21 protein-coding genes are annotated in these 21574 nt (G+C 55.8%); 11 read left to right on the forward strand and 10 right to left on the reverse strand.

The features are described 5' to 3' along the window. The first annotated feature begins 91 nt into the window (after positions 1–91). Complete coding sequence (locus ABA45_RS16770; RefSeq protein ID WP_048388062.1) at positions 92–1585, forward strand: coniferyl aldehyde dehydrogenase; 1494 nt, start codon at positions 92–94, stop codon at positions 1583–1585. Positions 1586–1667: 82 nt separating this feature from the next. Further along, on the forward strand, positions 1668–2144 hold the full coding sequence (gene coaD, locus ABA45_RS16775) for a pantetheine-phosphate adenylyltransferase (protein WP_048388065.1): 477 nt from the start codon (positions 1668–1670) through the stop codon (positions 2142–2144). Positions 2145–2229: 85 nt separating this feature from the next. Here the strand turns inward: coaD and ABA45_RS16780 are convergent, their stop codons facing one another. From ABA45_RS16780 to ABA45_RS16795, 4 genes are all read right to left on the reverse strand, one after another. Continuing rightward, complete coding sequence (locus tag ABA45_RS16780) at positions 2230–3519, reverse strand: DUF945 family protein (RefSeq protein WP_227506069.1); 1290 nt, start codon at positions 3517–3519, stop codon at positions 2230–2232. A gap of 30 nt (positions 3520–3549) precedes the next feature. Next, positions 3550–5691 carry a polyphosphate kinase 1 gene (ppk1, locus tag ABA45_RS16785; protein WP_048388069.1) on the reverse strand — a complete coding sequence of 714 codons (2142 nt, stop codon included), beginning with the start codon at positions 5689–5691 and terminating at the stop codon, positions 3550–3552. A gap of 66 nt (positions 5692–5757) precedes the next feature. Beyond that, complete coding sequence (hemB, locus tag ABA45_RS16790) at positions 5758–6747, reverse strand: porphobilinogen synthase (protein WP_048388071.1); 990 nt, start codon at positions 6745–6747, stop codon at positions 5758–5760. 181 nt (positions 6748–6928) lie between these two features. Continuing rightward, complete coding sequence (locus tag ABA45_RS16795; protein WP_048388073.1) at positions 6929–7150, reverse strand: hypothetical protein; 222 nt, start codon at positions 7148–7150, stop codon at positions 6929–6931. Between the two features lie 420 nt (positions 7151–7570). Here ABA45_RS16795 and ABA45_RS16800 point away from each other — a divergent pair, with 420 nt between their 5' ends. Both ABA45_RS16800 and panP read left to right on the forward strand, forming a co-directional pair. Then, on the forward strand, positions 7571–7909 hold the full coding sequence (locus tag ABA45_RS16800; RefSeq protein WP_048388075.1) for a DUF503 domain-containing protein: 339 nt from the start codon (positions 7571–7573) through the stop codon (positions 7907–7909). 87 nt (positions 7910–7996) lie between these two features. After that, the gene (gene panP, locus ABA45_RS16805) at positions 7997–9652 is read left to right on the forward strand and encodes a pyridoxal-dependent aspartate 1-decarboxylase PanP (RefSeq protein ID WP_048388076.1); all 1656 of its coding nucleotides are present in this window, start codon (positions 7997–7999) and stop codon (positions 9650–9652) included. A 94-nt stretch (positions 9653–9746) separates the two neighbouring features. On the opposite strand, the gene ABA45_RS16810 is transcribed toward panP, so the two are convergent. Together ABA45_RS16810 and ABA45_RS16815 are read right to left on the reverse strand one after the other, a co-directional pair. Beyond that, the gene (locus tag ABA45_RS16810; RefSeq protein WP_007348349.1) at positions 9747–10013 is read right to left on the reverse strand and encodes a hypothetical protein; all 267 of its coding nucleotides are present in this window, start codon (positions 10011–10013) and stop codon (positions 9747–9749) included. Positions 10014–10137: 124 nt separating this feature from the next. Further along, on the reverse strand, positions 10138–11700 hold the full coding sequence (locus ABA45_RS16815) for an inorganic phosphate transporter (protein ID WP_048389206.1): 1563 nt from the start codon (positions 11698–11700) through the stop codon (positions 10138–10140). A 215-nt stretch (positions 11701–11915) separates the two neighbouring features. Here ABA45_RS16815 and ABA45_RS16820 point away from each other — a divergent pair, with 215 nt between their 5' ends. Beyond that, positions 11916–12374: a flavodoxin gene (locus ABA45_RS16820; RefSeq protein ID WP_048388078.1), complete on the forward strand. Its 459-nt coding sequence runs from the start codon at positions 11916–11918 to the stop codon at positions 12372–12374. A 63-nt stretch (positions 12375–12437) separates the two neighbouring features. Here ABA45_RS16820 and ABA45_RS16825 read toward each other — a convergent pair whose 3' ends face one another. From ABA45_RS16825 to ABA45_RS16835, 3 genes are all read right to left on the reverse strand, one after another. After that, complete coding sequence (locus tag ABA45_RS16825) at positions 12438–13301, reverse strand: acyl-CoA thioesterase (RefSeq protein WP_048388081.1); 864 nt, start codon at positions 13299–13301, stop codon at positions 12438–12440. An 87-nt stretch (positions 13302–13388) separates the two neighbouring features. Next, a complete protein-coding gene (locus ABA45_RS16830; RefSeq protein ID WP_048388083.1) occupies positions 13389–14573 on the reverse strand; it encodes an FAD-dependent oxidoreductase in 1185 nt (394 codons plus the stop codon). A gap of 12 nt (positions 14574–14585) precedes the next feature. Continuing rightward, positions 14586–14753: a rubredoxin gene (locus tag ABA45_RS16835; protein WP_007348344.1), complete on the reverse strand. Its 168-nt coding sequence runs from the start codon at positions 14751–14753 to the stop codon at positions 14586–14588. A gap of 246 nt (positions 14754–14999) precedes the next feature. Between ABA45_RS16835 and ABA45_RS16840 the strand changes: the two genes are divergently transcribed. The 5 genes from ABA45_RS16840 to phoR all read left to right on the forward strand — a co-directional run bounded on the left by ABA45_RS16840 (position 15000) and on the right by phoR (position 19247). Then, positions 15000–15557 carry a hypoxanthine-guanine phosphoribosyltransferase gene (locus ABA45_RS16840; protein ID WP_014872863.1) on the forward strand — a complete coding sequence of 186 codons (558 nt, stop codon included), beginning with the start codon at positions 15000–15002 and terminating at the stop codon, positions 15555–15557. After that, complete coding sequence (locus ABA45_RS16845) at positions 15523–16128, forward strand: chorismate--pyruvate lyase family protein (protein WP_048388085.1); 606 nt, start codon at positions 15523–15525, stop codon at positions 16126–16128. The genes ABA45_RS16840 and ABA45_RS16845 overlap by 35 nt, the downstream gene beginning before the upstream one ends. 95 nt (positions 16129–16223) lie before the next feature. Next, complete coding sequence (ubiA, locus tag ABA45_RS16850) at positions 16224–17111, forward strand: 4-hydroxybenzoate octaprenyltransferase (RefSeq protein WP_048388087.1); 888 nt, start codon at positions 16224–16226, stop codon at positions 17109–17111. Positions 17112–17200: 89 nt separating this feature from the next. Further along, positions 17201–17893 (forward strand): phosphate regulon transcriptional regulator PhoB, encoded by a 693-nt coding sequence (gene phoB, locus ABA45_RS16855; RefSeq protein WP_048388089.1) that lies wholly within the window; start codon positions 17201–17203, stop codon positions 17891–17893. 28 nt (positions 17894–17921) lie between these two features. Further along, on the forward strand, positions 17922–19247 hold the full coding sequence (phoR, locus tag ABA45_RS16860) for a phosphate regulon sensor histidine kinase PhoR (protein WP_048388091.1): 1326 nt from the start codon (positions 17922–17924) through the stop codon (positions 19245–19247). Here phoR and ABA45_RS16865 read toward each other — a convergent pair. Next, positions 19213–20097, reverse strand: coding sequence for a response regulator (locus tag ABA45_RS16865; RefSeq protein ID WP_048388093.1), 885 nt, complete (start codon positions 20095–20097; stop codon positions 19213–19215). The genes phoR and ABA45_RS16865 overlap by 35 nt on opposite strands. 218 nt (positions 20098–20315) lie before the next feature. On the opposite strand from ABA45_RS16865, the gene ABA45_RS16870 reads away from it, so the two are divergent. Next, positions 20316–21572 carry a lytic murein transglycosylase gene (locus ABA45_RS16870; RefSeq protein WP_048388095.1) on the forward strand — a complete coding sequence of 419 codons (1257 nt, stop codon included), beginning with the start codon at positions 20316–20318 and terminating at the stop codon, positions 21570–21572. Positions 21573–21574: the final 2 nt, after the last annotated feature.

Here is a 21574-nt window from a genome sequence, read left to right on the forward strand (position 1 = left end):
ACGCCACTTGACTCACTAGAGTATATACTCTAATAATGAATTCTAACGCAACCAAAGTGCGTTTTGCACTGACATACTGGGAGTCTTTCTAATGGGCGCAACCCTAGCTACCAACGCTGCAAAGAGCACCAACAGTGCGGCGGCAGACACGGAAAACCCGGCAGAGAACAGCGCCGAGCAAATTGGCTATACCCACGCCGTTTTCCAAAAACAGCAGCAAGCATTTCGCGCCCAACCCATGCCAACGGCCGACGAGCGCCGCGACAACCTGAATCGATTGAAACAGGCGCTGCTGAGCTGGCAGGACTTACTGATAGCAGCCATTGACAAAGACTTTGGTTGTCGCTCGAAAGATGAAACTCTGATTGCCGAAATCATGCCTTCCGTGCAGGGCATCAACTACACCCTGAAACATCTCGACAGCTGGATGAAACCGTCAAAACGGCACGTATCCATGCTGTTCCGCCCTGCCAGCAATCAGGTGCATTACCAACCTAAGGGTGTGGTGGGGGTGATTGTGCCCTGGAACTATCCGCTTTACCTGGCCATCGGGCCTTTGGTCGCGTCGCTGGCCGCCGGCAACCGCACCATGGTAAAAATGTCGGAATTTACCCCGCACACTTCCACGCTAATGAAAGAGTTGGTGGAAGCCACCTTCGACGAGGAGCAGGTAGCCGTTATTCTGGGGGATGCCAAGGTCGCCGCAGACTTCTCTGAGCGGCCGTTCAATCATTTGCTATTCACCGGGTCAACCTCAGTGGGCAGGCTGGTGATGCAGGCCGCGGCCAAAAACCTGACACCCGTCACCCTCGAGCTTGGCGGAAAATCACCGGCGATTGTCGCAACCGACGTACCACTAAAGGACGCAGCCCAGCGCATTGCCTTTGGCAAGGCATTCAACGCTGGCCAAACCTGCGTAGCACCAGACTACGTGCTTTGCCCGGCTGACAGAGTGGCTGCGTTTGTTGAGGAGTACCGCAAACAGTTCAGCGCCATGTACCCGTCACTGCGGGACAACACCGACTACACGGCGATCATCAACCAACGCCAGTACCAGCGCCTGCAGGGTTATCTGGATGACGCTCGCAGCAAAGGCGCAGAACTCGTCGAGATCAACCCTGCTAACGAAATTCTGGATGCCGCGAGCCACAAATTACCACTGACGTTACTATTGAACACAACGGCGGACATGCGGGTGATGCAGGACGAAATATTCGGCCCCATTCTGCCTGTTGTGGCCTACGAAACGCTGGACGACGCCCTGCTCTTTATTAACAATCGCCCGCGCCCGCTGGCCTTGTATTACTTCGGTTACAACCAGAAAGAACAGCAAAAAGTCGTGACCAACACCCACTCCGGCGGCATGTGCATAAACGACGCGTTGATGCATGTAGCTCAAGACGACCTGCCGTTCGGTGGCATTGGTGACTCCGGAATGGGGCATTATCACGGCAAAGAAGGATTTCTTACCTTCAGCCACCAGCGCGGAATTTTCGCCAAGCAGCAGTTCAACAGCGGCAAAGCGGTGTACCCGCCCCATGGCGGTGTTGCCCACAAACTGATCTACAAACTGTTCATTCGCTGAGTCAGTTGCACCCGGTTCGTCGCGAAACATTGCTGGCGCTGCTATTCTGGGCAAAATAGCGATAGAGCGACAGGAGTTGTAAATGCCAAAAGTTATTTACCCGGGTACGTTTGACCCCATCACCAACGGCCATACCGATCTGATTGAGCGGGCTGGCCGACTCTTCGACGAAGTGGTGGTGGCGGTTGCCTACAACTCCAGGAAAAAGCCCTTGCTAGAGCTGGAGGAACGCTGTGATCTGGTACGTCAGGCCACTGCCCATGTTCCCAACGTGACGGTCATGGGCTTCAGCAATTTATTAGCGGAATTTGTGCGCTCACAGAACGCCACGGTGATTTTACGCGGCCTGCGGGCGGTGTCAGATTTTGAGTACGAATTTCAGTTGGCAGACATGAACCGTCGCTTGGCGCCGGAACTGGAGAGCGTGTTCCTTACACCAACCAATCATTTGTCTTATATATCCTCTACCCTGATCCGCGAGATTGCGTCCTTGGGCGGGGATGTATCCGAATTTGTCAATCCGGCGGTGCAAGACGCGTTGAAAAAAAAATTCAGCTAAAGCAGAACGCCCGACCCGGGCTATTCCCTGAACCAAACCAACACCGGCCAGCATGCCAAACCAGGCAGCTGGCCGGACCCATCGATTACAACAGCGGCGGCAGCGGAATTGGCCGGCCGTTGACGTTCAACATCAAATCTTTCAAAGTTGCTTTCAGCAACAGGCGATCACCTTCCGTAATCAACAGCCCATCTTTAATCAACGGCGCTGTTTGCATGCGCACAGCTTCGTTGTTTTCAGCCAGGGCCAGCGGTATGGATAACTCCATTTCACCTTCAAGCGCCGGCATGATCAGTAACGATTCAGAATCGCCCGCAACCCCAGGATGGGTTACCAGCACTTTGCCCTGCAACGGCCCGTCCGGGCTGACCAGATGAATGTCCGGAAAACCCACACTGAAGCCTGCTGCCGCTAACATCTGCATCGACTCGCCCACGTCTGACATCGCCTGCATTTGTTGCTGAAACGCAGTTGGGTCGCCATTTTTGGCGGCAAATGCCGCCAGCTGCATATCCGTCACGCTGCGGCTAACAGCGTTCCAGGCCTCTACGTTCAGGCCCTTCAGCGCGAACTCAATGCGGTGTGGCCCCAGGGTATCCCCTGCAGCCAACTGCAGCTCGTCCAGTTTGACGCTTATGAACGAATCCAGAGCGCTGTTGTCGTCTGTTGCTTTGCTGTTCGAATAGAGCGACAGACCGCGCAGCATAATGGCGTCAGCGTTTGCAGGCATCAACTCCAGACCCTGCAACGCGAGTGTGCCCTCGCCGGTCCAGATGTCACCGCTCAAACGTTGCATTTGCTGCTCCAGCGTCAGATCGCTGAGGCGCAGATCTACCTCTTCCGAGGCAATCACCAGCGACGGCCAGTCTGCACTGATATTCACAGCGTCTGCGCCGAAGCTGCCATTTACGCGCACCACACCACCACTGCCAAAGACGGTCTCCGCGTTACCGTCATCAGTAATGCTGAACTTGGGCACGGTCAGCTCGGCTACCGCCGAACCCCAAAGCCGGGTTTCTGCGGTCAAGCGAGGGGCGTCATCACCAAACCAGCTTTCGCCTGCCGGGGTCCAGCCGTCCACCGGTTTAAAGTCGATCAGGCTGCCGGTCAGGCCATGGCTCACGCTGGCAAGGTAGGGAACGCTCAGTTCCTCACCGCTTGCCGGGTCTCGTAGCAACAATTTACCCTCAAATTCGGAGCTCCAAAATCCGCGGTCGTAGCGCCCGACTTGCATTTCCAACCAGGTCTGGGAACCGTTCACTTCCTGTGAAGCCAGCTGCCACTGTTGCTCGGTCAGGTAGCCTGTGCCATAGGGCAAAGCAATACCCGCCAACACTAGCAGTCCGGCAGATGCCATTATCCATTGTCGTTTCAAAGCGTTCTCCAGTCATACCACATTAATAAATCAGGATTTGGCGGTCAGCCGCTCTAGCAACACCAACTGCGAAGCCAGCCTTGGCTCGCCCTCCGCCGGTTCGTTCTGCTCGTAACTGCCATCAGCCTGCAACACCCAAGACTGGCAGTTATCAGCAAGATAGGTATTCAAGTCGTCTTGCAAGCGCTCCACCAGCGCCGGCTCCTCCACCGGGAAGGCGACTTCAACCCGCCTCAGCAGGTTACGTTCCATGCCGTCGGCGCTGGAGCAATACACCTGGGTTTGACCATCGTTGCCAAAGTAGTAAACCCGAGTGTGCTCCAGAAAGCGCCCGATAATAGAACGCACGTGAATGGTGCTCGACAACCCGGGCACCTGGGGCCGAAGGCAGCAGATACCACGAATAATCAGGTCGATTTTCGCACCGGCCTGGGAGGCACGATACAACGCTTTAATCAGCTGAGGCTCGGTCAGGCCGTTGAACTTGAAAATAATCCGGCCCTTCTCACCCAGACGGGTTTCCCGCTCAATCAGTTGCAGTATTTGCGAATGCAGAGTAAACGGTGAGTGGAACAGTTTCTTGATTTTTAACGCCTTACCCATCCCTGTCAGTTGCTGGAACAGTTTGTTCACATCGTCGCCGATGGCTTCGTCGCAGGTCATAAAGCTGTAATCGGTGTACAGGCGGGCGTTGGCGGCATGATAGTTGCCCGTGCCCAAGTGCACATAGCGCCGCAACTTACCTTCTTCACGACGCACAATCAGAATCATCTTGGCGTGGGTTTTATAGCCCACCACCCCGTACACCACAATTACCCCGGCTTCCTGCAGGCGACTGGCCAACTCCAGGTTTTCCTCCTCGCTGAAGCGAGCCCGCAACTCGATAACCACGGTGACTTCCTTACCGCGACGAGCGGCATCGGCCAAAGCTTCGACCACTTCGGAGTTGGCACCGGAGCGGTACAAGGTCTGGCGAATGGCCAGCACCTGGGGATCTTTGGCGGCCTGGCGCAGCAAATCCACGACCGGGCTGAAGTTCTCATAGGGATGAAGCAACAGAATCGGACGCTTGCGGATACTGTCAAACATGGAGTCACGGCTGCGAATCTGGCGGGGGATCACCGGGGAGAAACCGGAATAGCTCAGGTCCGGTCGGTTCACTAGACCCCCCACCGCCAGCAGCCGGGTCAGATTTACCGGGCCGCGCACCTCGTAGAGGTCGCGCTCGGTCAGACCAAACTCGGTCAGCAGAAACTGAACCAGATCCTGCGGGCAATTATCCGCCACTTCCAGGCGCACACCGTCACCAAAGCGGCGGCTCAGCAACTCACCACGAAGGGCCGATGCCAGGTCTTCCAGATCATCTTCCAGCTCCAGATCCGCGTTACGGGTCAGGCGAAACTGGTAACAGCCTTTGATTTCCATACCCGGGAACAGCTCGTCGGTATGGGCGTGAATCATCGACGACAAAAACACCAGATTGTCGCCGCCGTCGCAAACGTCGTCCGGCAGCCGCACCAGCCGCGGCAAAGACTTTGGCGCCGGTACTATGGCCATGCCGGTTTCGCGGCCAAAGGCGTCTTTGCCGTCCAGTTCCACAATAAAGTTGAGGCTTTTATTCACCAGCCGCGGGAACGGGTGCGATGGGTCCAAACCAATCGGGCTGACCACCGGTAGAATCTCTTCGTCAAAATAGGTACGCACCCATTGGGCCTGAGCCGGAGTCCATTCGTGCCGGCGCACAAAGTGGATATTCTCCTTTTCTAACTCCGGAATAAGCACGTTGTTCAAGATATTGTACTGTTCGTCAATGTACTCGTGAGCCACACGGCTGATTTCCGCCAGTAACTGTTCCGGCTGCAGTCCGTCGGCGTAGACTTGTTCTCGGCCGTACTTCAACTGCTGGCGAATGCCCGCCACGCGAATTTCGAAGAATTCGTCCATGTTGCTGCTGAATATGCAGCAAAAAATGAGCCGGGTGATCAGCGGGTGGGTATCGTCCAGGGCCTGCTTCAACACCCGGTGGTTGAACTGCAGTTGACTCAGTTCGCGGTTGAAGAAATTTTCGCAGGCGTCCAGGCTCAGACTCTCCTCGTGCGAAGGCACCGTGTCTGCTGCAGTCAACGTGGCCTCATTGTCGGCAATCTTCAGATTGCCCTTTTTGCTGGTCATTGGCTTACCGTCCTTGTTTTGTTACTGCGCTCTCAGGGCGGGGCCTGAGCGACCCCGTACTTCAGATCATTTCTGTTTCATCAGCCGCGCGGCGCGGATAGCAAAGTAGGTCAGGATACCGTCGGCGCCGGCACGGCGCATGGCCATCAGACTTTCCATCATCACCGCATCGCCATCCAGCCAGCCATTTTGCGCTGCGGCCATGTGCATGGCGTACTCACCACTGACCTGGTACGCGAACGTGGGCACCTGCAACTCGGTTTTCACCCGGCGCACAATGTCCAGGTACGGCATGCCCGGCTTTACCATCACCATATCGGCGCCTTCGGCGATGTCCATGGCCACTTCGTGCAGGGCTTCATCGCTGTTCGCCGGGTCCATTTGGTAACTGGCCTTATTCCCTTTGCCAATGTTGCCAGCAGAACCTACTGCATCGCGGAATGGGCCGTAGTAGGCAGACGCATACTTGGCCGAATAGGCCATGATACGGGTGTTCACGTAGCCCGCTTCTTCCAGGGCTTCGCGGATCGCAATAATGCGACCGTCCATCATGTCGGAAGGTGCAATAACATCGGCACCGGCTTCGGCCTGAGACAGTGCTTGTTTCACCAATGCCTCTACGGTGATGTCGTTCAACACATAACCGTTGTCATCAATAATGCCGTCCTGGCCGTGTGTGGTAAACGGGTCCAGAGCGGCGTCGGTGATTACACCCAATTCTGGGTGGGCCTGCTTCAGTGCACGTACAGCTCGCTGCGCCAAACCCTGAGGGTCCCAAGCACCAGAGCCCTGCAGATCTTTATGCTCGGCAGGCACCACCGGGAACAGGGCAATAGCCGGTATGCCCAACTCCACCACTTCGGCGGCTTGGGCGACCAGAAGGTCAATACTTAAACGCTCCACGCCGGGCATAGAGGCCACGGCTTCGCGCTGGTTTTCGCCATCCAACACAAACACTGGGAAAATCAGATTGTCCGGCGACAGCTGGTTTTCACGCACCAACCGACGGGAAAAATCACTGGCGCGGTTGCGGCGTAAGCGGGTGGCGGGAAACATGCGGGGAGTCAGATTCGACACAGAACCTCCGGATTGGCAAAAATAGAAGCCGGCTGCGAACGCCGGCACAGGTTTTTATGATACACCTCGGCCGCCAGGCTTGCAGTTGCGGTAACGGTGTATACAAAAAGGCCCGGGCAGTATCACCCAGGCCTGGCATCACTTTTTGACGAATGAAGGCTTAGAGTGCACGGCCGTTAAAGCCTGAGTCCACTTTGCTCCCGCCATCGCCACGAAACCCATTCGCCACTTCGCTGATGGTGCCGCCCTGACTCAGGAAGGCCTCAATGTCAGCCTGCAACTGGGCACGAACCCGGGCGCGACCCGCAATGGAATGGGTATTTTCAGCGTCGGCAGACCAACCACCGGATGTTTCCAGAGTGCTTTCGTCGAATTCACTCATACTGTTCTCCATCAACGAAAACCAAAAGTACGAATACTAAAGGCCACAGGCCGGCAGTATTCCATTTAGACAGGTTTACACATGTTGAATTGTCTTGGCGTCTTTATAATCCGTAAACGATGACAAGGCTATTTATTGGCAAACACTTTTTTGTAATTTTTTGTAATCAACCACAAAGCACTGATTCTAATAGTTATTAAATTTTCTGCCCTAACCGAAAAAACAAACAAGATTCATCACCGGGCGAGGGCCGTAGGGCAAATTTTCAGCACACAGGGCGCACGCCCTTACACGGCTCAATCACTGTTCGAACGGCAAACTTGCAAGTGGATCTGTCATCGGCGTACCTTGGCGAATTGGAGACGGCAAACTGGGGACAGATTTCAACCGGGGGCAGCTCTCAGTCTGAAGGAATCGTGAATGTCTGACGCATTACGCAAATTGCTCAGGGAGTCGGCGCAAGCTCCAGCAATCACCCCACACATCGGTGTGCTCACCCTACATTTTCAACTTTATGCCTGTGATGACCTAAAAGCCAAGCGCAAAGTGTTTGCGCCATTAAAAACGATCTGGGGTAGAGAACCGGACTTAGCGGTGGCCGAAACCGACCATCAAGACATCCTGGATTGCGCCACTTGGACTGTCGTGGCGCTAGGCTCGTCGTCACAGCAGATCAGCCAGCGCTTGGACCAAGTCGAAAAAGCCATCAACGAACGCATTGATGCCGCCATTCTGGACGTCGATCGGCAGCTACTGTAGAGCACACTTAATGAGGCGCCGTCCAATGTGGCGGAACCACTTTTCACGCCGTATACTACGGCTCCTCCAGACTGCGCGTGGCGCCCTATGACCGGAATTAAAAAATCCGCCCAGGCCTCTGTAGAGGCAATGTATCGTGTTTTCACGATTCCTGAGGCACCCGATTCTACCCTGAGCCGGATTGACCAGGATATATCCCGTAATCTTGCCGGTTTTCTTCAGGATCACATTGTTGCGGTAGAGCGTGACCTGGCTGACGTTGAGAAAAATTTCTCCGAATACAGCGTGCCAGAAAAGCCCATTTTTGTGTCTGAGCAAACCCAGTTCCTACTCGACAAACTGGTGGCGAACTCGGTACACACCGCATCACCCGCTTTTATCGGCCATATGACGTCGGCACTGCCCTATTTCATGCTGCCGTTGTCGAAGATCATGATTGCCCTGAACCAGAATCTAGTGAAAACCGAAACCTCAAAGGCGTTTACACCCCTGGAGCGCCAAGTACTGGGCATGATTCATCGGCTGGTGTTCGAACAAGACGGTTCGTTCTACCGCAAGTGGATGCACAACCCCCGCTACGCACTGGGCGCCATGTGTTCCGGCGGCACCGTTGCCAACCTGACTGCGCTGTGGGTAGCCCGCAACCACGCATTTCCGGCGGAAGGTAACTTCCGCGGTTTGCAACAGGAAGGCCTGTTCCGCGCTTTGAAATATTACGGCTACGAAGGCGCCGCTATTGTTGTGTCGCGCCGCGGCCATTATTCCCTGAGCAAAGCCGCCGACATATTGGGCCTGGGCCGAGATGCACTGGTGACTGTGGCAACCGACAGCAACAACCGTATCCAGATTGATGCGTTGCGGGAAAAATGCCTGCAATTGCAGAAACAGAAGATCAAGGTAATTGCTCTCTGTGGCGTTGCCGGCACGACCGAAACCGGCAACGTAGATCCGCTGGAAGCCATGGCTGATATCGCCCGCGAATTCGGCGCACACTTTCACGTAGATGCCGCTTGGGGTGGGCCAACCCTGTTTTCCCGACGCTATCGTTCGCTGCTAAAAGGCATTGAAAAAGCCGACTCGGTCACCTTTGACGCCCATAAACAGCTGTACGTGCCCATGGGCGTGGGTTTGGTGGTGTTCCGCGACCCCAGCCTGGCCAGTGCGGTTGAACACCACGCCCAGTACGTTATCCGCAAAGGTTCGCGGGATTTGGGCAGCACCACGCTTGAAGGCTCGCGCCCGGGCATGGCCATGCTGATTCATTCAGGCCTGAAAATTCTGGCACGCGAAGGTTATGAACTGCTTATTGACACGGGCATTGGCAAGGCCCGCACTTTTGCGGCCATGATTGATGAGGCAGAAGATTTTGAGCTGATCACCCGGCCCGAACTGAACATTCTGACCTATCGCTACTGCCCGGCTCAGGTCCGGCAGGCTCTAGAAAGCGCCGATGAAATGCTGGCGGAAAAGATCAACACCAGCTTAAACCGCGTCACCAAGTTTATCCAGAAAACCCAGCGTGAAAGGGGTAAAGCGTTTGTCTCCCGTACTCGTCTGGAACCGGACAACTATTACAACTTTCCCTGCATTGTATTCCGCGTGGTGCTGGCTAACCCGCTGACCACCGCCGACATACTGTCGGACATTCTGGCAGAGCAACGGCTGCTGGCCGGCGAAAACGGTATTGCCGACGAAATGGCAATTCTGAACAACCTGGCCGCAGGCGCCAGGGCGCGAGCCTAAGCGCTTCTAATCCGCTCTAAACAGACAGAACAAACAACAACGGCGCCATAAGGCGCCGTTGTTGTTTGTTCTGTGCGAGCGCTTGCACCCGCGCTTAATACAGCGCGTCTTCGTCGTCCAGCACTTCGTGGATAATGTCTAGAAACATACGGTCTGCATCGCTCCACTTTTCCGGAATACGAATGCTGGTGCTGGAGCTGATCTCCCGCGCGATAGCCTCGTCAGAATTGGGTTCACCTTTGTGCTTGCGGGCAATGTCCATTGATCTGACCGCAATGGTGGGTTCGCTCATTACTTTCTTGATAAACACCCTCAGCTCGTTAATTATCCTGGCTTGGTTGCTTTCAACGGATGTACTCATAAGCTCACTCCCCAACAAATAAGATTTCGGAAGCTATCACTCCCACGTCGTGTTACTCAGTATGGGCAAACTTGCCTTGAACGGCTAGTGGCCCGTTTCGCTCATTCGTTTGCCAAACAGGACACTAAATCATCAGCCCACGCAGGGTAAAAAACAACACGGCAGCCATCAATGCCGACGCCGGCACGGTAATAATCCAGGCCGCGGCGATACGAGTCAGGTGGGAACGCTTAACCATCTCTTCCCGGTAGACTTTCTTCAGCCGTTTACGGTCGTTTTTTGTCAGCGGCACCTGTTTTTTATTTTTCTTCGCACGCTTGAGCAAGTTCTCCATTTCCTCAATTGAGGCATTACGGAAATCGTCCAAAAATGGTTTCAAACGTTCGCGCTCTTCGGAGTCCCGCTGTTCCATGATCTTGTGCAGTTGGGTGGCGTAATTCGACTTCAGATACTCACGCAGGAAGCCAACGCCAAACACACCGCCAATGGCGATGTGGGTGGAACTCACCGGCAGTCCAAGTTGCGACGCCAAAATGACGGTCAAAGCAGCCGATAGTGCAATGCAAAAGGCGCGAGTTTTATCCAGCTCGGTGATTTCACTGCCCACGGTTTTGATCAGCCGCGGGCCAAACAGCATCAGGCCCAACGCAATACCCAAGGCGCCTACCGCCATCACCCATAAAGGAATACTGGAGGACGTCACCACGCCGCCGTTGGCCAGGGCATCGTTTATAGCAGCCAGGGGCCCGATGGCATTGGCTACGTCGTTGGCTCCGTGAGCGAAACTAAGCAGCGCTGCAGCAAAAATCAGCGGCCAAGTGAACAGCGTGTTTACACCGGCGGCGTTGTTTTCCATCGTCGCGGCTTTGCGGTTAACCAACGCGCGTATCGCAAAGAAGGCCACCACCGCAGCCACCAGACCCACCAGCGCTGCACCCATAAAGTCCAGCGACACAAGCTTTTTCAGGCCTTTGAGCATCAGATACGTGCCAAACGCCCAGGCCATACCGGCCACCAGCCAGGGCACAAAAATGCGCGCCGCCGCGATAACATTGCGCCGATACAACACGGTGCGGTTTATCAGGTACAAAAATAGAGCGGCCAAAGCACCACCCAACACCGGTGAAATCACCCAACTGGCTGCGATTTTAGCCATGACGCCCCAGTCCGCAATGCCCCAGCCTCCGGCGGCAATACCTGCCCCCAGTACCCCGCCCACAATAGAATGGGTGGTAGACACCGGAGCACCCATCCAGGTGGCCAGGTTCAGCCACAGCGCGCCGGCCAGCAGGGCTGCCGTCATCAACCAGACAAAGGAGCCGTCGTCACTCAGGTTAGACGGATCGATAATCCCGCCTTTGATGGTAGACACCACGTCGCCGCCGGCAATCAACGCGCCAGCGGCTTCAAAGACAGCCGCCAAAGCGACCGCGGCGCCCAGCGACAAAGCGCCAGAGCCCACCGCCGGGCCCACATTGTTGGCAACATCGTTGGCACCGATGTTGATGGCCATATAGCCACCAATCACAGCAGCAGCCATCAGCAGCATGCCGTTTGGCAAGCCACTCGCAAACGAGCCTACCGACAACCAAACGCCCAGTAAAAACAACAGGCTGATTCCAACCCGAAAGCGTTCCGTGGAGGGGCTGGTAAGAACTGTGTCCAGAAATCCGCTTGAACGGCTCATATCATGGAATATCTCATGTGGCATGGCGTCATCTGAGTGCAGCAAAACTGCAGGCGGCACTATAAAATTTTTGCAATGAAATTGAAATAAATCCGGCATAAATCACCGTATTGCAAAAAACGATCGGTCAGGGCTATTATCTCAGCCTGTAAATGGTTGCAGCTGCTTCTCATTACCAGAAACCCAAACCTCACTCAATTGTTCGGAATTTTTCTATGCAAGCCATCCGCATTCTTGTTGGTAGCGTTTACGGCGGCGCTCTGATGAGTGCCCGCGCCGTCGAAAAGACACTGACGCCGCTCGGTTACCGTGTAACGGTTCTGGAAGAGCCCCAGCTGTCTGACATCACCGACAACAATGACGCCCTGCTAGTGTGCACCTCTACCACTGGCCAGGGTGAACTGCCCTCAAACATCCTGCAGTTTTATGTGGATTTGCGGGACCAGCTGCCACAGCAGCCCGGCCGCCCATTTGGCAGCATCGTGCTGGGTGACAGCTCTTACGGAGACACTTTTTGCGGCGCCGGCGAACTGATCGAAGAAGCCCTCTATGAAACCTCCGCGCGTAAAGTGGGTGATACCCTGCGCATCGACGCCATGGAAACCATGGCGCCCGAGATTGAGGCCGCTGAGTGGGCGCAAGAATGGGTCAAACAACTAAAAACACACACCTAAGACAAAAACCAAAATGCCAGTCAGAGCTGTTTACCTCGGCTTTGACGGGTCCATTTTGTGCCGCTACTGGCTTTTTCGCAGGCGAATCAAGCCTTCTTGTGTACAGGAAGCAACTATTCCGCCGGAAGCATTATAGAAACTACCACGATTCAACCCTCGCCCTGCCGCCGCACTTGGGCTGTCTTTGTCATACAACAACCACTCATCCATGCGGAAATCACGGTGAAACCACATAGCGTGGTCCAGGCTAGCTACCTGCAAGCTGCCATCCCAAAACTTGACCCCATGGGGCAACAGCGACGTGCCCAAAAACGAGAAATCCGAGGCATAGGCCAGTAAGCAGCGGTGCAGCACCGGGTCATCCGGCAAGGCACCCCTTACCCGTACCCAATCCTGGGCTCGGGGTGGGCGGGGTTCGGGATGTAACGGGTCACTCGGGGCGACCGGGCGAAACTCCACCGGGCGGTCGCGCGTCAGCAGAGGGCGCAGGGCTTCAGAAACATGGGACGCCAGCAGTTCGCCCAGCTCCTGCTCGGTTTTCAGGGTTTCCGGTGCCGGCACTTTTGGCATTTCAAACTGGTGTTCAAAACCTGCCTCATCGCTTTGGAAAGACGCACAACAGGTCAAAATCTCCTTGCCTTCCTGGCGCGCGGTCACCCGCCGAACAGAAAAGCTGCCACCGTCGCGCACCCGCTCCACTTCATAATCGATAGGCATGCGTTGATTACCCGGGCGCAAAAAATACGCATGCAGAGAATGACACAGGCGGTCCTCCACGGTACGGCTGGCGGCCATCAGCGCCTGGCCCAGAACCTGGCCACCAAATACGTTTGGAAATCCTAGATCTTCGCTGTCACCCTGGAAATGATCTACGCCGATAGCGCTCACGTTCAGCAAATCCACCAGTTTTCGGGTTATATCCAGCATGCTGGCTCCTGTTGAGTAATAATAAGCAAACGACCTAAATTCTCACCCAGGGCGCGCAGCTTGGCAATGAAAACCGATAATTAGCGCTCAGGAAACTGCGTTGTGCAGCGCCGGCAACTGCCGCGACAACGCCTGCTTCTCCATGGCAAAGCGACCGGTTAGCGCGAAGCCTAACAGCTTACCTTCTGGATTATTAAACAGCGCTTTCACGTGATTGCCATCCTGCTCGACTTGCCAATACCCTTCCGCGCCCAACGGTGGTGGGTTTACCGCCGCCGGACAGCAAGGTGTTTTTATCATCACCGGCATGGCCGGGTAGAGCACCTCGCTACGCTCGCCGCTCAGGGTTTTTGCCAACGCTCGGGCGCTCGCCATTAGCGGCATAACGTACAGCAGCAGTTGTCCATCCACCTCAGCACAGTCGCCCAGGGCATACACATCCGGCGCCGAGGTTTCCAGTGCCCGATTCACCACAATACCGCGGTTCACCACTAGCCCGGCCTGTTGTGCCAGTTCGGTCCGCGGCCTTAACCCCACTGCCGAAATCACCACATCGGCCTGCAGTTGCCGGCCATTGGTCAGCGCCAGGATTACGCCACCATCGACTCCAGCCGGCACTTGCTCAATGCGATCAACCTGGGTCTCCAGGTGAAAAGTCACACCCAGCGCCTCCAGTTCATTTTGCAGCGCGCAAGCGGCCTGTTCAGGCATAAGCGTGGGCATCACCGTTGCCGAGGGCGCAATCACTTCTACCTGATACCCGCCCAGAAGCAAATCATTGGCAAATTCACAGCCGATCAGTCCGGCGCCCATAATGGCCACTCGCTCAGCGCCCGTTAAGGCGGCACGGAAGGCACGGTAGTCGTTCAGGTCATTAATGGAATACACAGAACTGCTGCCACTACCAGCCAGATGCAGTGGTACCACTTCCGCACCCCAGGCCAGCACTAACTTGCTGTAGCTTTGCCAGTGGTCACCCAACAGAACTTGATGGGCTTGCGGATTCAGAGCGGTCACCCGGGTATGGGGTATCAGCTGCAGATCAAACTGTTCAGCCATCGAATGCTGGCTAGCCTGAGCCAGGCCATTGGCATCTTTACCTTTACCAAAGCCGTTAGACAGCATGGGCTTTGAGTAGCTGATGCCGTCATCGGCGGTTACCAGCAGTATGGGTGCGTCCGCGTTGTGCTTGCGCAGCTCCCGCACCAACGAGTAACCGGCCAAGCCACTGCCAACAATGACAATGGGGTTGCGTTCAGAAGCTGTTGTCATGCTGTACCCGCCTCAGTCGATTTCGATCATTTCAAAATCTTCCTTACCCACACCGCAGTCCGGGCACAACCAGTCTTCTGGCACGTCATTCCAGGCCGTTCCTGGCTTAATACCGTCTTCCGGCCAGCCTTCGGCTTCGTCATAAATCAGCCCACACACCACACATTGCCACTTCTTCATTACCTGCTCCTGTTACTATTACTATTAATGACGCTTGCCGTTCATCTACGCTTCAAGTTGGCACCCGGGCCAATCGTACCGCGGAAAATACACGGTCATTAACGCCCGCCGTAACCTTGCGACGGGGGTCAGTATGCCTGTTTTGCACGTGTAGCCATAAATACAGACCCCTCCATGCCCGGTTAGCTCTCCCTTCACACTCATCGCTCCGGTATAATCGCCCGCTTTAAGACAGGACCGCCCGTTATGATCGATACCGTCGCCGAAATGAAGCAGGTAATGGCCGAAGCCGATTGCCTGGTTCCAAATCAGCAGGTACAGGCCGCTATTACTGCTCTGGCCAGCGCTATCACCGAACGCCTTGAAGGCAGCAACCCGCTGGTTTTCTGCGTGATGAACGGGGGCCTGATCACCACTGGCCAGCTGCTCACCCAGCTAAACTTTCCCGTTCAAGCCGAATACTTGCATGCCACCCGTTACCGCCAGGAAACCACCGGCGGCATTCTGGAGTGGAAGCTGCGGCCGGAAGCTGACATGAACGACCGTATCATTCTGATTGTTGACGACATTCTGGACGAAGGTACGACCCTGTGCGCCATCGCCGATTATTGCCGCGCACACGGCGCAGCTGAAGTGCTGACCGCCGTACTGGTAGACAAACAGCACGATCGCAAATGTCGACCCGGTCTGAAAGCCGATTTCACCGGTATGGATGTCGAAGACCGCTTTCTGTTCGGCTTTGGTATGGACTACAAAGGCTACTGGCGTAATGCGCCTGGTATCTATGCTGTCAAAGGTCTGTAAAAACAGCCCAACGGCGGCCTGCGCTCTAACAGTCCCACCGGCCTGCTGGTATCGCCAGCCAGCGGCCGCGGGCTTGCGCGACCCTCAGGTTCATGGCCCGGCGCGCTACTGGTTAAACGTTCAGGGCTCATTCACCCGAGCGTTGCAGCAACGCTGCCAGCAAAGCTTTCAGGTAGAAGTCGCCAGCGAAGGTTTTGCCCTGCCCCGCGTCGAAGAAGCCCGCAAGCTGAACATTCCCTGGCGCCAGCAAGCGTGGATTCGCGAAGTGCGCTTGTGCGGCGATGGCCAACCTTGGGTGTTGGCGCGTACCGTTATTCCCTTGGCCTGCCTGCAAGGGCCAGGCCGCCAGCTTCGCAACTTGGGCAACCGGCCACTGGGCGCCTACCTATTCAGCCACCGCCAGTGGCATCGAGGCCCACTCGAAACCGGGTTATGCAAGGGCACCCATAGCGGGCAACCGCGGCTGGCCCGGCGTTCGCTGTTTCACACCCGCAGGCAAGGCCGCCAGCATTCGCTGATGGTGTGCGAATACCTGCTACCGCAGCTTTACTGCGGCGCAGAACGAACTTGATTCCGCCAGAGTTGGCAGCAGCTTTTTGACCCGCGCCCGGCACTGGCTATAATCCCCTGCACATTCACCGTTATTACCGACCAGCGAACCCTGCCATGCTAGCCAACGCCTTACCCGATCACGTTCGTTTACGCCTGCGGGATTACGCCCTACTGCTGCGTCTGAACCGCCCCGTGGGCACGTTATTGTTGCTATGGCCCACCTATTGGGCGTTGTGGCTGGCCGCCGACGGCATGCCCAGTCTGAGCAACCTGATGGTATTCACGCTCGGCGTGTATTTTATGCGTGCAGCGGGTTGTGCCATTAATGACTTTGCTGACCGCGAATGGGACAGGCACGTCGAGCGCACCAAAGACCGGCCGTTAACCACCGGCCGCATCCAGCCCTGGGAAGCCGTCGCGCTGTTTGTTGGACTGGGCCTGGTATCTTTTTTAATGGTGCTGCTGTTTACCAACACGCTGACCCTCTATTTGGCTTTTGGTGGCGCTCTGTTGGCGTTTGTTTATCCCTTTATGAAGCGCTATACCCACCTACCCCAGGTATTTCTGGGCGCGGCCTTCGGCTGGAGCATTCCGATGGCCTGGGCTGCCCAAACCGGTGAACTCAGCCAAGTCACCTGGCTACTGTTCATTGCCAATGTTATCTGGTCGGTGGTGTATGACACCTTTTACGCCATGGTCGATCGCGACGACGATCTGAAAGTGGGCATAAAATCCACCGCAGTGCTGTTTGGTGACGCCGACCGCCTGATCCTGGGCATTCTGCAAACCACCATCATCGCCATACTGCTGCTGGTCGGCCAACAGGCCGAACTGGGTACCTTTTACTATATGGGTTTGCTGACCATGGCTTGCCTGTTCATTTACCATCAATTTCTGGCCCGTGAGCGCGACCGGGCCGGATGCTTCAAAGCCTTTTTACACAATAACTGGGCAGGTTTTGCGCTGTTTGCCGGGCTGGCCGTTGATCGCATGCTCGCCTGAGCAAAACTCTCGACCCGCTGTCACACATCTGTAACAGTAAGCGGGTGTAATACGGCGAATTCAACGCAACGCTAAAGCAGGTTACCGCCATGCCCGAAAAAACCATTCTGATTGTAGACGACGAGTCTGCCATTTGCGAAATGGTCACTGTGGCCCTGGAAATGGCGGGTTATGCCTGCCTGCAAGCCGCCGACGCAAAGGCTGCCCACACCCTGATTGTCGACAAGCGCCCGGATCTGATTTTGCTGGACTGGATGTTGCCAGACACCAGCGGTATCGAGCTGGCCCGGCGGCTGAAAAAAGACGATACTACTGCGGCAATTCCCATTATTATGTTGACCGCAAAAGTCGAAGAAGATAACAAAATACTGGGTCTTGAATCCGGCGCCGACGACTATATCACCAAGCCATTTAGCCCGAGGGAATTGCTGGCCCGGCTAAAAGCCGTGCTGCGACGCAGCACTCCCGCCGGCGTTGATAGTGCTCTGGAAGTAGGCGGTCTGACTCTGGACCCGCTCAGCCACCGGGTTAGTAGTCAGTTCGGACAACTGGAACTGGGGCCAACAGAATACCGCATGCTGCAGTTTTTCATGAGCCATCAGGACCGGGTGTACAGTCGCAGCCAGCTGCTTGATCAGGTTTGGGGAGCAAACGTATATCTGGACGAGCGCACCGTAGACGTCCACATCCGCAGGTTGCGCAAAGCGCTTGGCACTCATCACGACCATCTAGTACAAACCGTTCGCGGTGCCGGCTACCGATTTTCCGCAGACCCCGGCTAAGCGCCGAACCCGTTACGGACTCATTGCCATGCAACAGAACTGGTCACAATACCTGCGTTTGATGATTGCCCTGCTAGGATTGAGCTTGCTGCTGGGTTGGCTGGTAGGCTTTCCACTTTACGGCTTGCTCGCCGGTCTGCTGCTTTACCTGGGCTGGACCCTCGCGCAAACAAAACGCCTGCTACGCTGGCTGGCGCAACCGGACACCGCCAGCGAAGCGCCAGACAGCGTAGGTTTGTGGGGTAATATTTTTGACGGCCTGAACAAACTCCAGAAACAGCACATCAAACACCGATCTGCGCTACAAGAGCGTCTTCAAAAGGTGCAACAATCCGCCAATGCCATGCGCGATGGCGTGGTGATGACCGATTCCCGCGGCGCTATAGATTGGTGGAACGGCAGCGCAGATTACCTGCTAAATCTGCGTAACGGCACCGACCAGGGACAGCTGATTCAGAACCTGATTCGCCTACCCGCATTCATCCATTACTTTGAACAGAAACAATACCAGCAGCCATTGGAGCTAAACGCTCCGGCTCGCGCCCACCTGCGCCTGCAGATTCAAATCAGCCTGTTTGGCGATAACGATCGTCTATTGCTCATCAAAGACGTTACCCGCCTGCATCAGCTGGAACAGGTGCGGCAGGATTTTGTTAGCAACTTATCCCATGAAATGCGCACACCGCTGACCGTTATTAGCGGTTACCTGGAAACCCTGTCGGACCATAGCGATGAAGTACCGGCCAACTGGCAACGCGCTTTGGCCACCATGGCAGGCCAATCGGCGCGTATGGAAGCCTTAATTGCAGATCTGATCCTATTGTCGAAAATTGAAACCGGCGATCGCAATCTGCACGAAGGCACCGTTGATGCAGGCACTCTGCTGAGACAGGTCTGCAATGACGCAAACGCCCTCAGTGGCGGCAAGCAACACCGAATTGAGCTGACAATCGACGGCCCGACGCAAATACGCGGCGACTTGTCACAGTTGCGCAGCGGGGTTTCTAATCTGATTTTTAACGCGGTAAAGTACACCCCTGCACAAGGCCAGATTCGCGTTCACTGGAGCGCCGGCGAACAAGGTCCACTGCTAACGGTGGAAGACAACGGCATTGGTATAGACCCAACCCACATTCCGCGGCTAACGGAACGCTTTTATCGCGCTGACCCCAGTCGCCACAAAGACACCGGCGGCACGGGGCTGGGTCTGGCTATTGTTAAGCACGTGCTGTTGAACCACGATGGACAACTGATAATCAGTAGCAGCCTGGGGAAGGGCAGTACCTTTAGTTGCCAATTCCCCGCGCAGCGGATCGTTGCTAGCGAGGCGCTACCGCTCGAAAGTGGGCAATAAAGCGCGACAGGTCTTCCATTTTTCTCGGATCTTCATCTACAAAGCGGATAGTGGCGCTGATAAAGTCTGTGTCCTGGCGTTTGTCGACCGCCTGAAGCTGATGCACGTATCCGTTTAACCGCGCAACATCAGTTTCCGAAATTTCAATATCCACCACCGCTTGGTCCAGGATGCCGGGAAACTGCTGGTCGCGGCGGGCAATCACCCGAACCTCGTTGAGGTTGATGTCTTTTACCACCGACTGCAAGGTGTGGTCAGAAAAACGCACGGTGGCCATATTCATCACTGGGCGCGCCTTTGCGGTGGGTTGGCGCTGGGGAAACGCCGCAACTGCCTCAACAGCGGCCGGCTCCGCAGGCGTTGCAGAAGCGGTCGGGAGCTCCGTTTTACGGGTCAACAGAGAGGCCGAAAGTGCCAAGGCATCGGCCTGAACCGCAGGTGCCTTGCCAGCGTTTGCCATGGCCTGCGCCAACGTTTGTCCCATAACTTTGCGTATTTTTTTACCCAGACCGTCAGGGCTGAACGGTTTGCCCAGATAGTCCGACACGCCCTGCTGTATGGCTTCAATTACGTGGCTTTTATCGCCGCGGCTGGTAATCATAATAAACGGCACTTTGGCGTACTGGGGCTGTTGTCGCATCCACTGCAGCAGCTCCAGCCCTGACATTTCCGGCATTTCCCAGTCGCAGAGAATCAAGTCAAAGGTGGTGCGTGACATCAGCATCTGCGCTTTTTTGCCGTTAGCAGCATCGATGGTCTCGATAATCGGAAACTGCTGCCTGACTGCACGCTTGATCAGGTCCCGCACAAAGCTGGCGTCATCTACTACCAGTGCTGTCAGCATCGCCATTGGATCGACCTTCTATTACGCTGTTTTTCGTATGTTATACATTACTATAAAACAAACCCTCACCATAGAAGCCCGTCGCGTAAAGTACGGTTCCATCTTGTGGGTGTAGGTTACTGATTTGTCACCCGCCAGCAGTGGCAAGTGTGTTTTTAGGACCGCAAAAAACGCTACTATGGACGTCAATAATACGTCCTACGCCCATTTTCCGGAGGTTCTACGTGCCCGTCTCCATTTCCCGCCTTCTTCGCCCGGCCGCCACGGCCCTGTGTGCCGGCATGCTGGCCGCTATGCCGCTGAACGCCAGCGCCAGCCTTGCCGACAAGGCCACGGACCAGCCTGCTGCGCTCAACAGTTTTGAGACGTGCAAAGCAGATTTGCAACAACAGGCCATAGCCGCCGGCGTTAGCGCTGAAACCGCGCGCAGCGTCTTGGCTGACGCGGAGTATCTGGAACGGGTAATTGAGCTGGACCGGCGCCAGCCGGAATTTACCACGCCCTTTGCTGACTATTTGAACCGCCGGGTAAACGACACTCGCATCAATACCGGCCGTCAGCTATTAATAGAGCACGCCGATCTACTGCAACGAGTGACCAATGAAACCGGCGTGCCCGCCGCCTATTTGCTGTCCTTCTGGGGCTTGGAAACCAACTACGGCAGCTATTTTGGCAAAATGTCGGTGCCCAGCTCATTAGCGACACTGGCTTGTGATGAGCGCCGCAAGACCTTTTTTACCCGCCAGCTGATTGCTGCTCTGCAGATTGTTGACGAAGGCGCCATTAGCCCTGAGCAAATGGAAGGTTCCTGGGCCGGTGCTATGGGCCACGTGCAGTTCATGCCCACGGTCTTTTTGAAGCACGCCGTCGACGCAGACGGCGATGGCCGCCGTGATTTGTGGAACAGCCTGCCAGACGCGCTGATGTCAGCCGGGCAATTTTTGCAATCGATGGGATGGGATGGCGACTACCGCTGGGGTCGTGAAGTACAGCTACCCGAAAACTTTAACTTTGCCCTGGCCGATGGCCGTCGTCAATCTCTGCAGCAGTGGAACCAGCTTGGCGTTACCAATGCGTCAGGCGGGCCCCTGGCCGAGGAGGCGATTGATGCAGCATTGATCGTACCCGCCGGCCACCAAGGCCCAGCGTTTTTGGCCTATCACAATTTTAAAGTGATTATGGGCTGGAATCGCTCGGAATTTTACGCCATCGCCGTGGGCCATCTGGCCGACCGTATCGCCGGTGCAGGCGGGTTACAAAACCCTCCCCCGGTCGATGCGCTTGCGCTGTCCCGCGACAACATCATGCAGTTACAGCAGCAGCTGGAACAACGTGGATATTCCGCCGGCGCGCCAGATGGCATTATGGGCCCGGCCACCCGCGCCGCTATCCGTCAGTACCAAATTACCAACGGGCTGGTCGCCGACGGTTATCCGGGGCCTCAGGTTTTACGCGTTTTGCAGATAACGCCGGTACTTTGATA

This window comes from Marinobacter psychrophilus, from assembly GCF_001043175.1.
GTDB lineage: Bacteria > Pseudomonadota > Gammaproteobacteria > Pseudomonadales > Oleiphilaceae > Marinobacter > Marinobacter psychrophilus.

Excerpts from the sequence above, each read along its gene's own strand:
- ABA45_RS16770 (WP_048388062.1), top strand. The coding sequence starts at position 92 with ATGGGCGCAACCCTAGCTACCAACGCTGCAAAGAGCACCAACAGTGCG.
- coaD (WP_048388065.1), top strand. The coding sequence starts at position 1,668 with ATGCCAAAAGTTATTTACCCGGGTACGTTTGACCCCATCACCAACGGC.
- ppk1 (WP_048388069.1), bottom strand. The coding sequence starts at position 5,691 with ATGACCAGCAAAAAGGGCAATCTGAAGATTGCCGACAATGAGGCCACG.
- hemB (WP_048388071.1), bottom strand. The coding sequence starts at position 6,747 with ATGTTTCCCGCCACCCGCTTACGCCGCAACCGCGCCAGTGATTTTTCC.
- ABA45_RS16795 (WP_048388073.1), bottom strand. The coding sequence starts at position 7,150 with ATGAGTGAATTCGACGAAAGCACTCTGGAAACATCCGGTGGTTGGTCT.
- ABA45_RS16800 (WP_048388075.1), top strand. The coding sequence starts at position 7,571 with ATGTCTGACGCATTACGCAAATTGCTCAGGGAGTCGGCGCAAGCTCCA.
- panP (WP_048388076.1), top strand. The coding sequence starts at position 7,997 with ATGACCGGAATTAAAAAATCCGCCCAGGCCTCTGTAGAGGCAATGTAT.
- ABA45_RS16810 (WP_007348349.1), bottom strand. The coding sequence starts at position 10,013 with ATGAGTACATCCGTTGAAAGCAACCAAGCCAGGATAATTAACGAGCTG.
- ABA45_RS16815 (WP_048389206.1), bottom strand. The coding sequence starts at position 11,700 with ATGAGCCGTTCAAGCGGATTTCTGGACACAGTTCTTACCAGCCCCTCC.
- ABA45_RS16820 (WP_048388078.1), top strand. The coding sequence starts at position 11,916 with ATGCAAGCCATCCGCATTCTTGTTGGTAGCGTTTACGGCGGCGCTCTG.
- ABA45_RS16825 (WP_048388081.1), bottom strand. The coding sequence starts at position 13,301 with ATGCTGGATATAACCCGAAAACTGGTGGATTTGCTGAACGTGAGCGCT.
- ABA45_RS16830 (WP_048388083.1), bottom strand. The coding sequence starts at position 14,573 with ATGACAACAGCTTCTGAACGCAACCCCATTGTCATTGTTGGCAGTGGC.
- ABA45_RS16835 (WP_007348344.1), bottom strand. The coding sequence starts at position 14,753 with ATGAAGAAGTGGCAATGTGTGGTGTGTGGGCTGATTTATGACGAAGCC.
- ABA45_RS16840 (WP_014872863.1), top strand. The coding sequence starts at position 15,000 with ATGATCGATACCGTCGCCGAAATGAAGCAGGTAATGGCCGAAGCCGAT.
- ABA45_RS16845 (WP_048388085.1), top strand. The coding sequence starts at position 15,523 with ATGCGCCTGGTATCTATGCTGTCAAAGGTCTGTAAAAACAGCCCAACG.
- ubiA (WP_048388087.1), top strand. The coding sequence starts at position 16,224 with ATGCTAGCCAACGCCTTACCCGATCACGTTCGTTTACGCCTGCGGGAT.
- phoB (WP_048388089.1), top strand. The coding sequence starts at position 17,201 with ATGCCCGAAAAAACCATTCTGATTGTAGACGACGAGTCTGCCATTTGC.
- phoR (WP_048388091.1), top strand. The coding sequence starts at position 17,922 with ATGCAACAGAACTGGTCACAATACCTGCGTTTGATGATTGCCCTGCTA.
- ABA45_RS16865 (WP_048388093.1), bottom strand. The coding sequence starts at position 20,097 with ATGGCGATGCTGACAGCACTGGTAGTAGATGACGCCAGCTTTGTGCGG.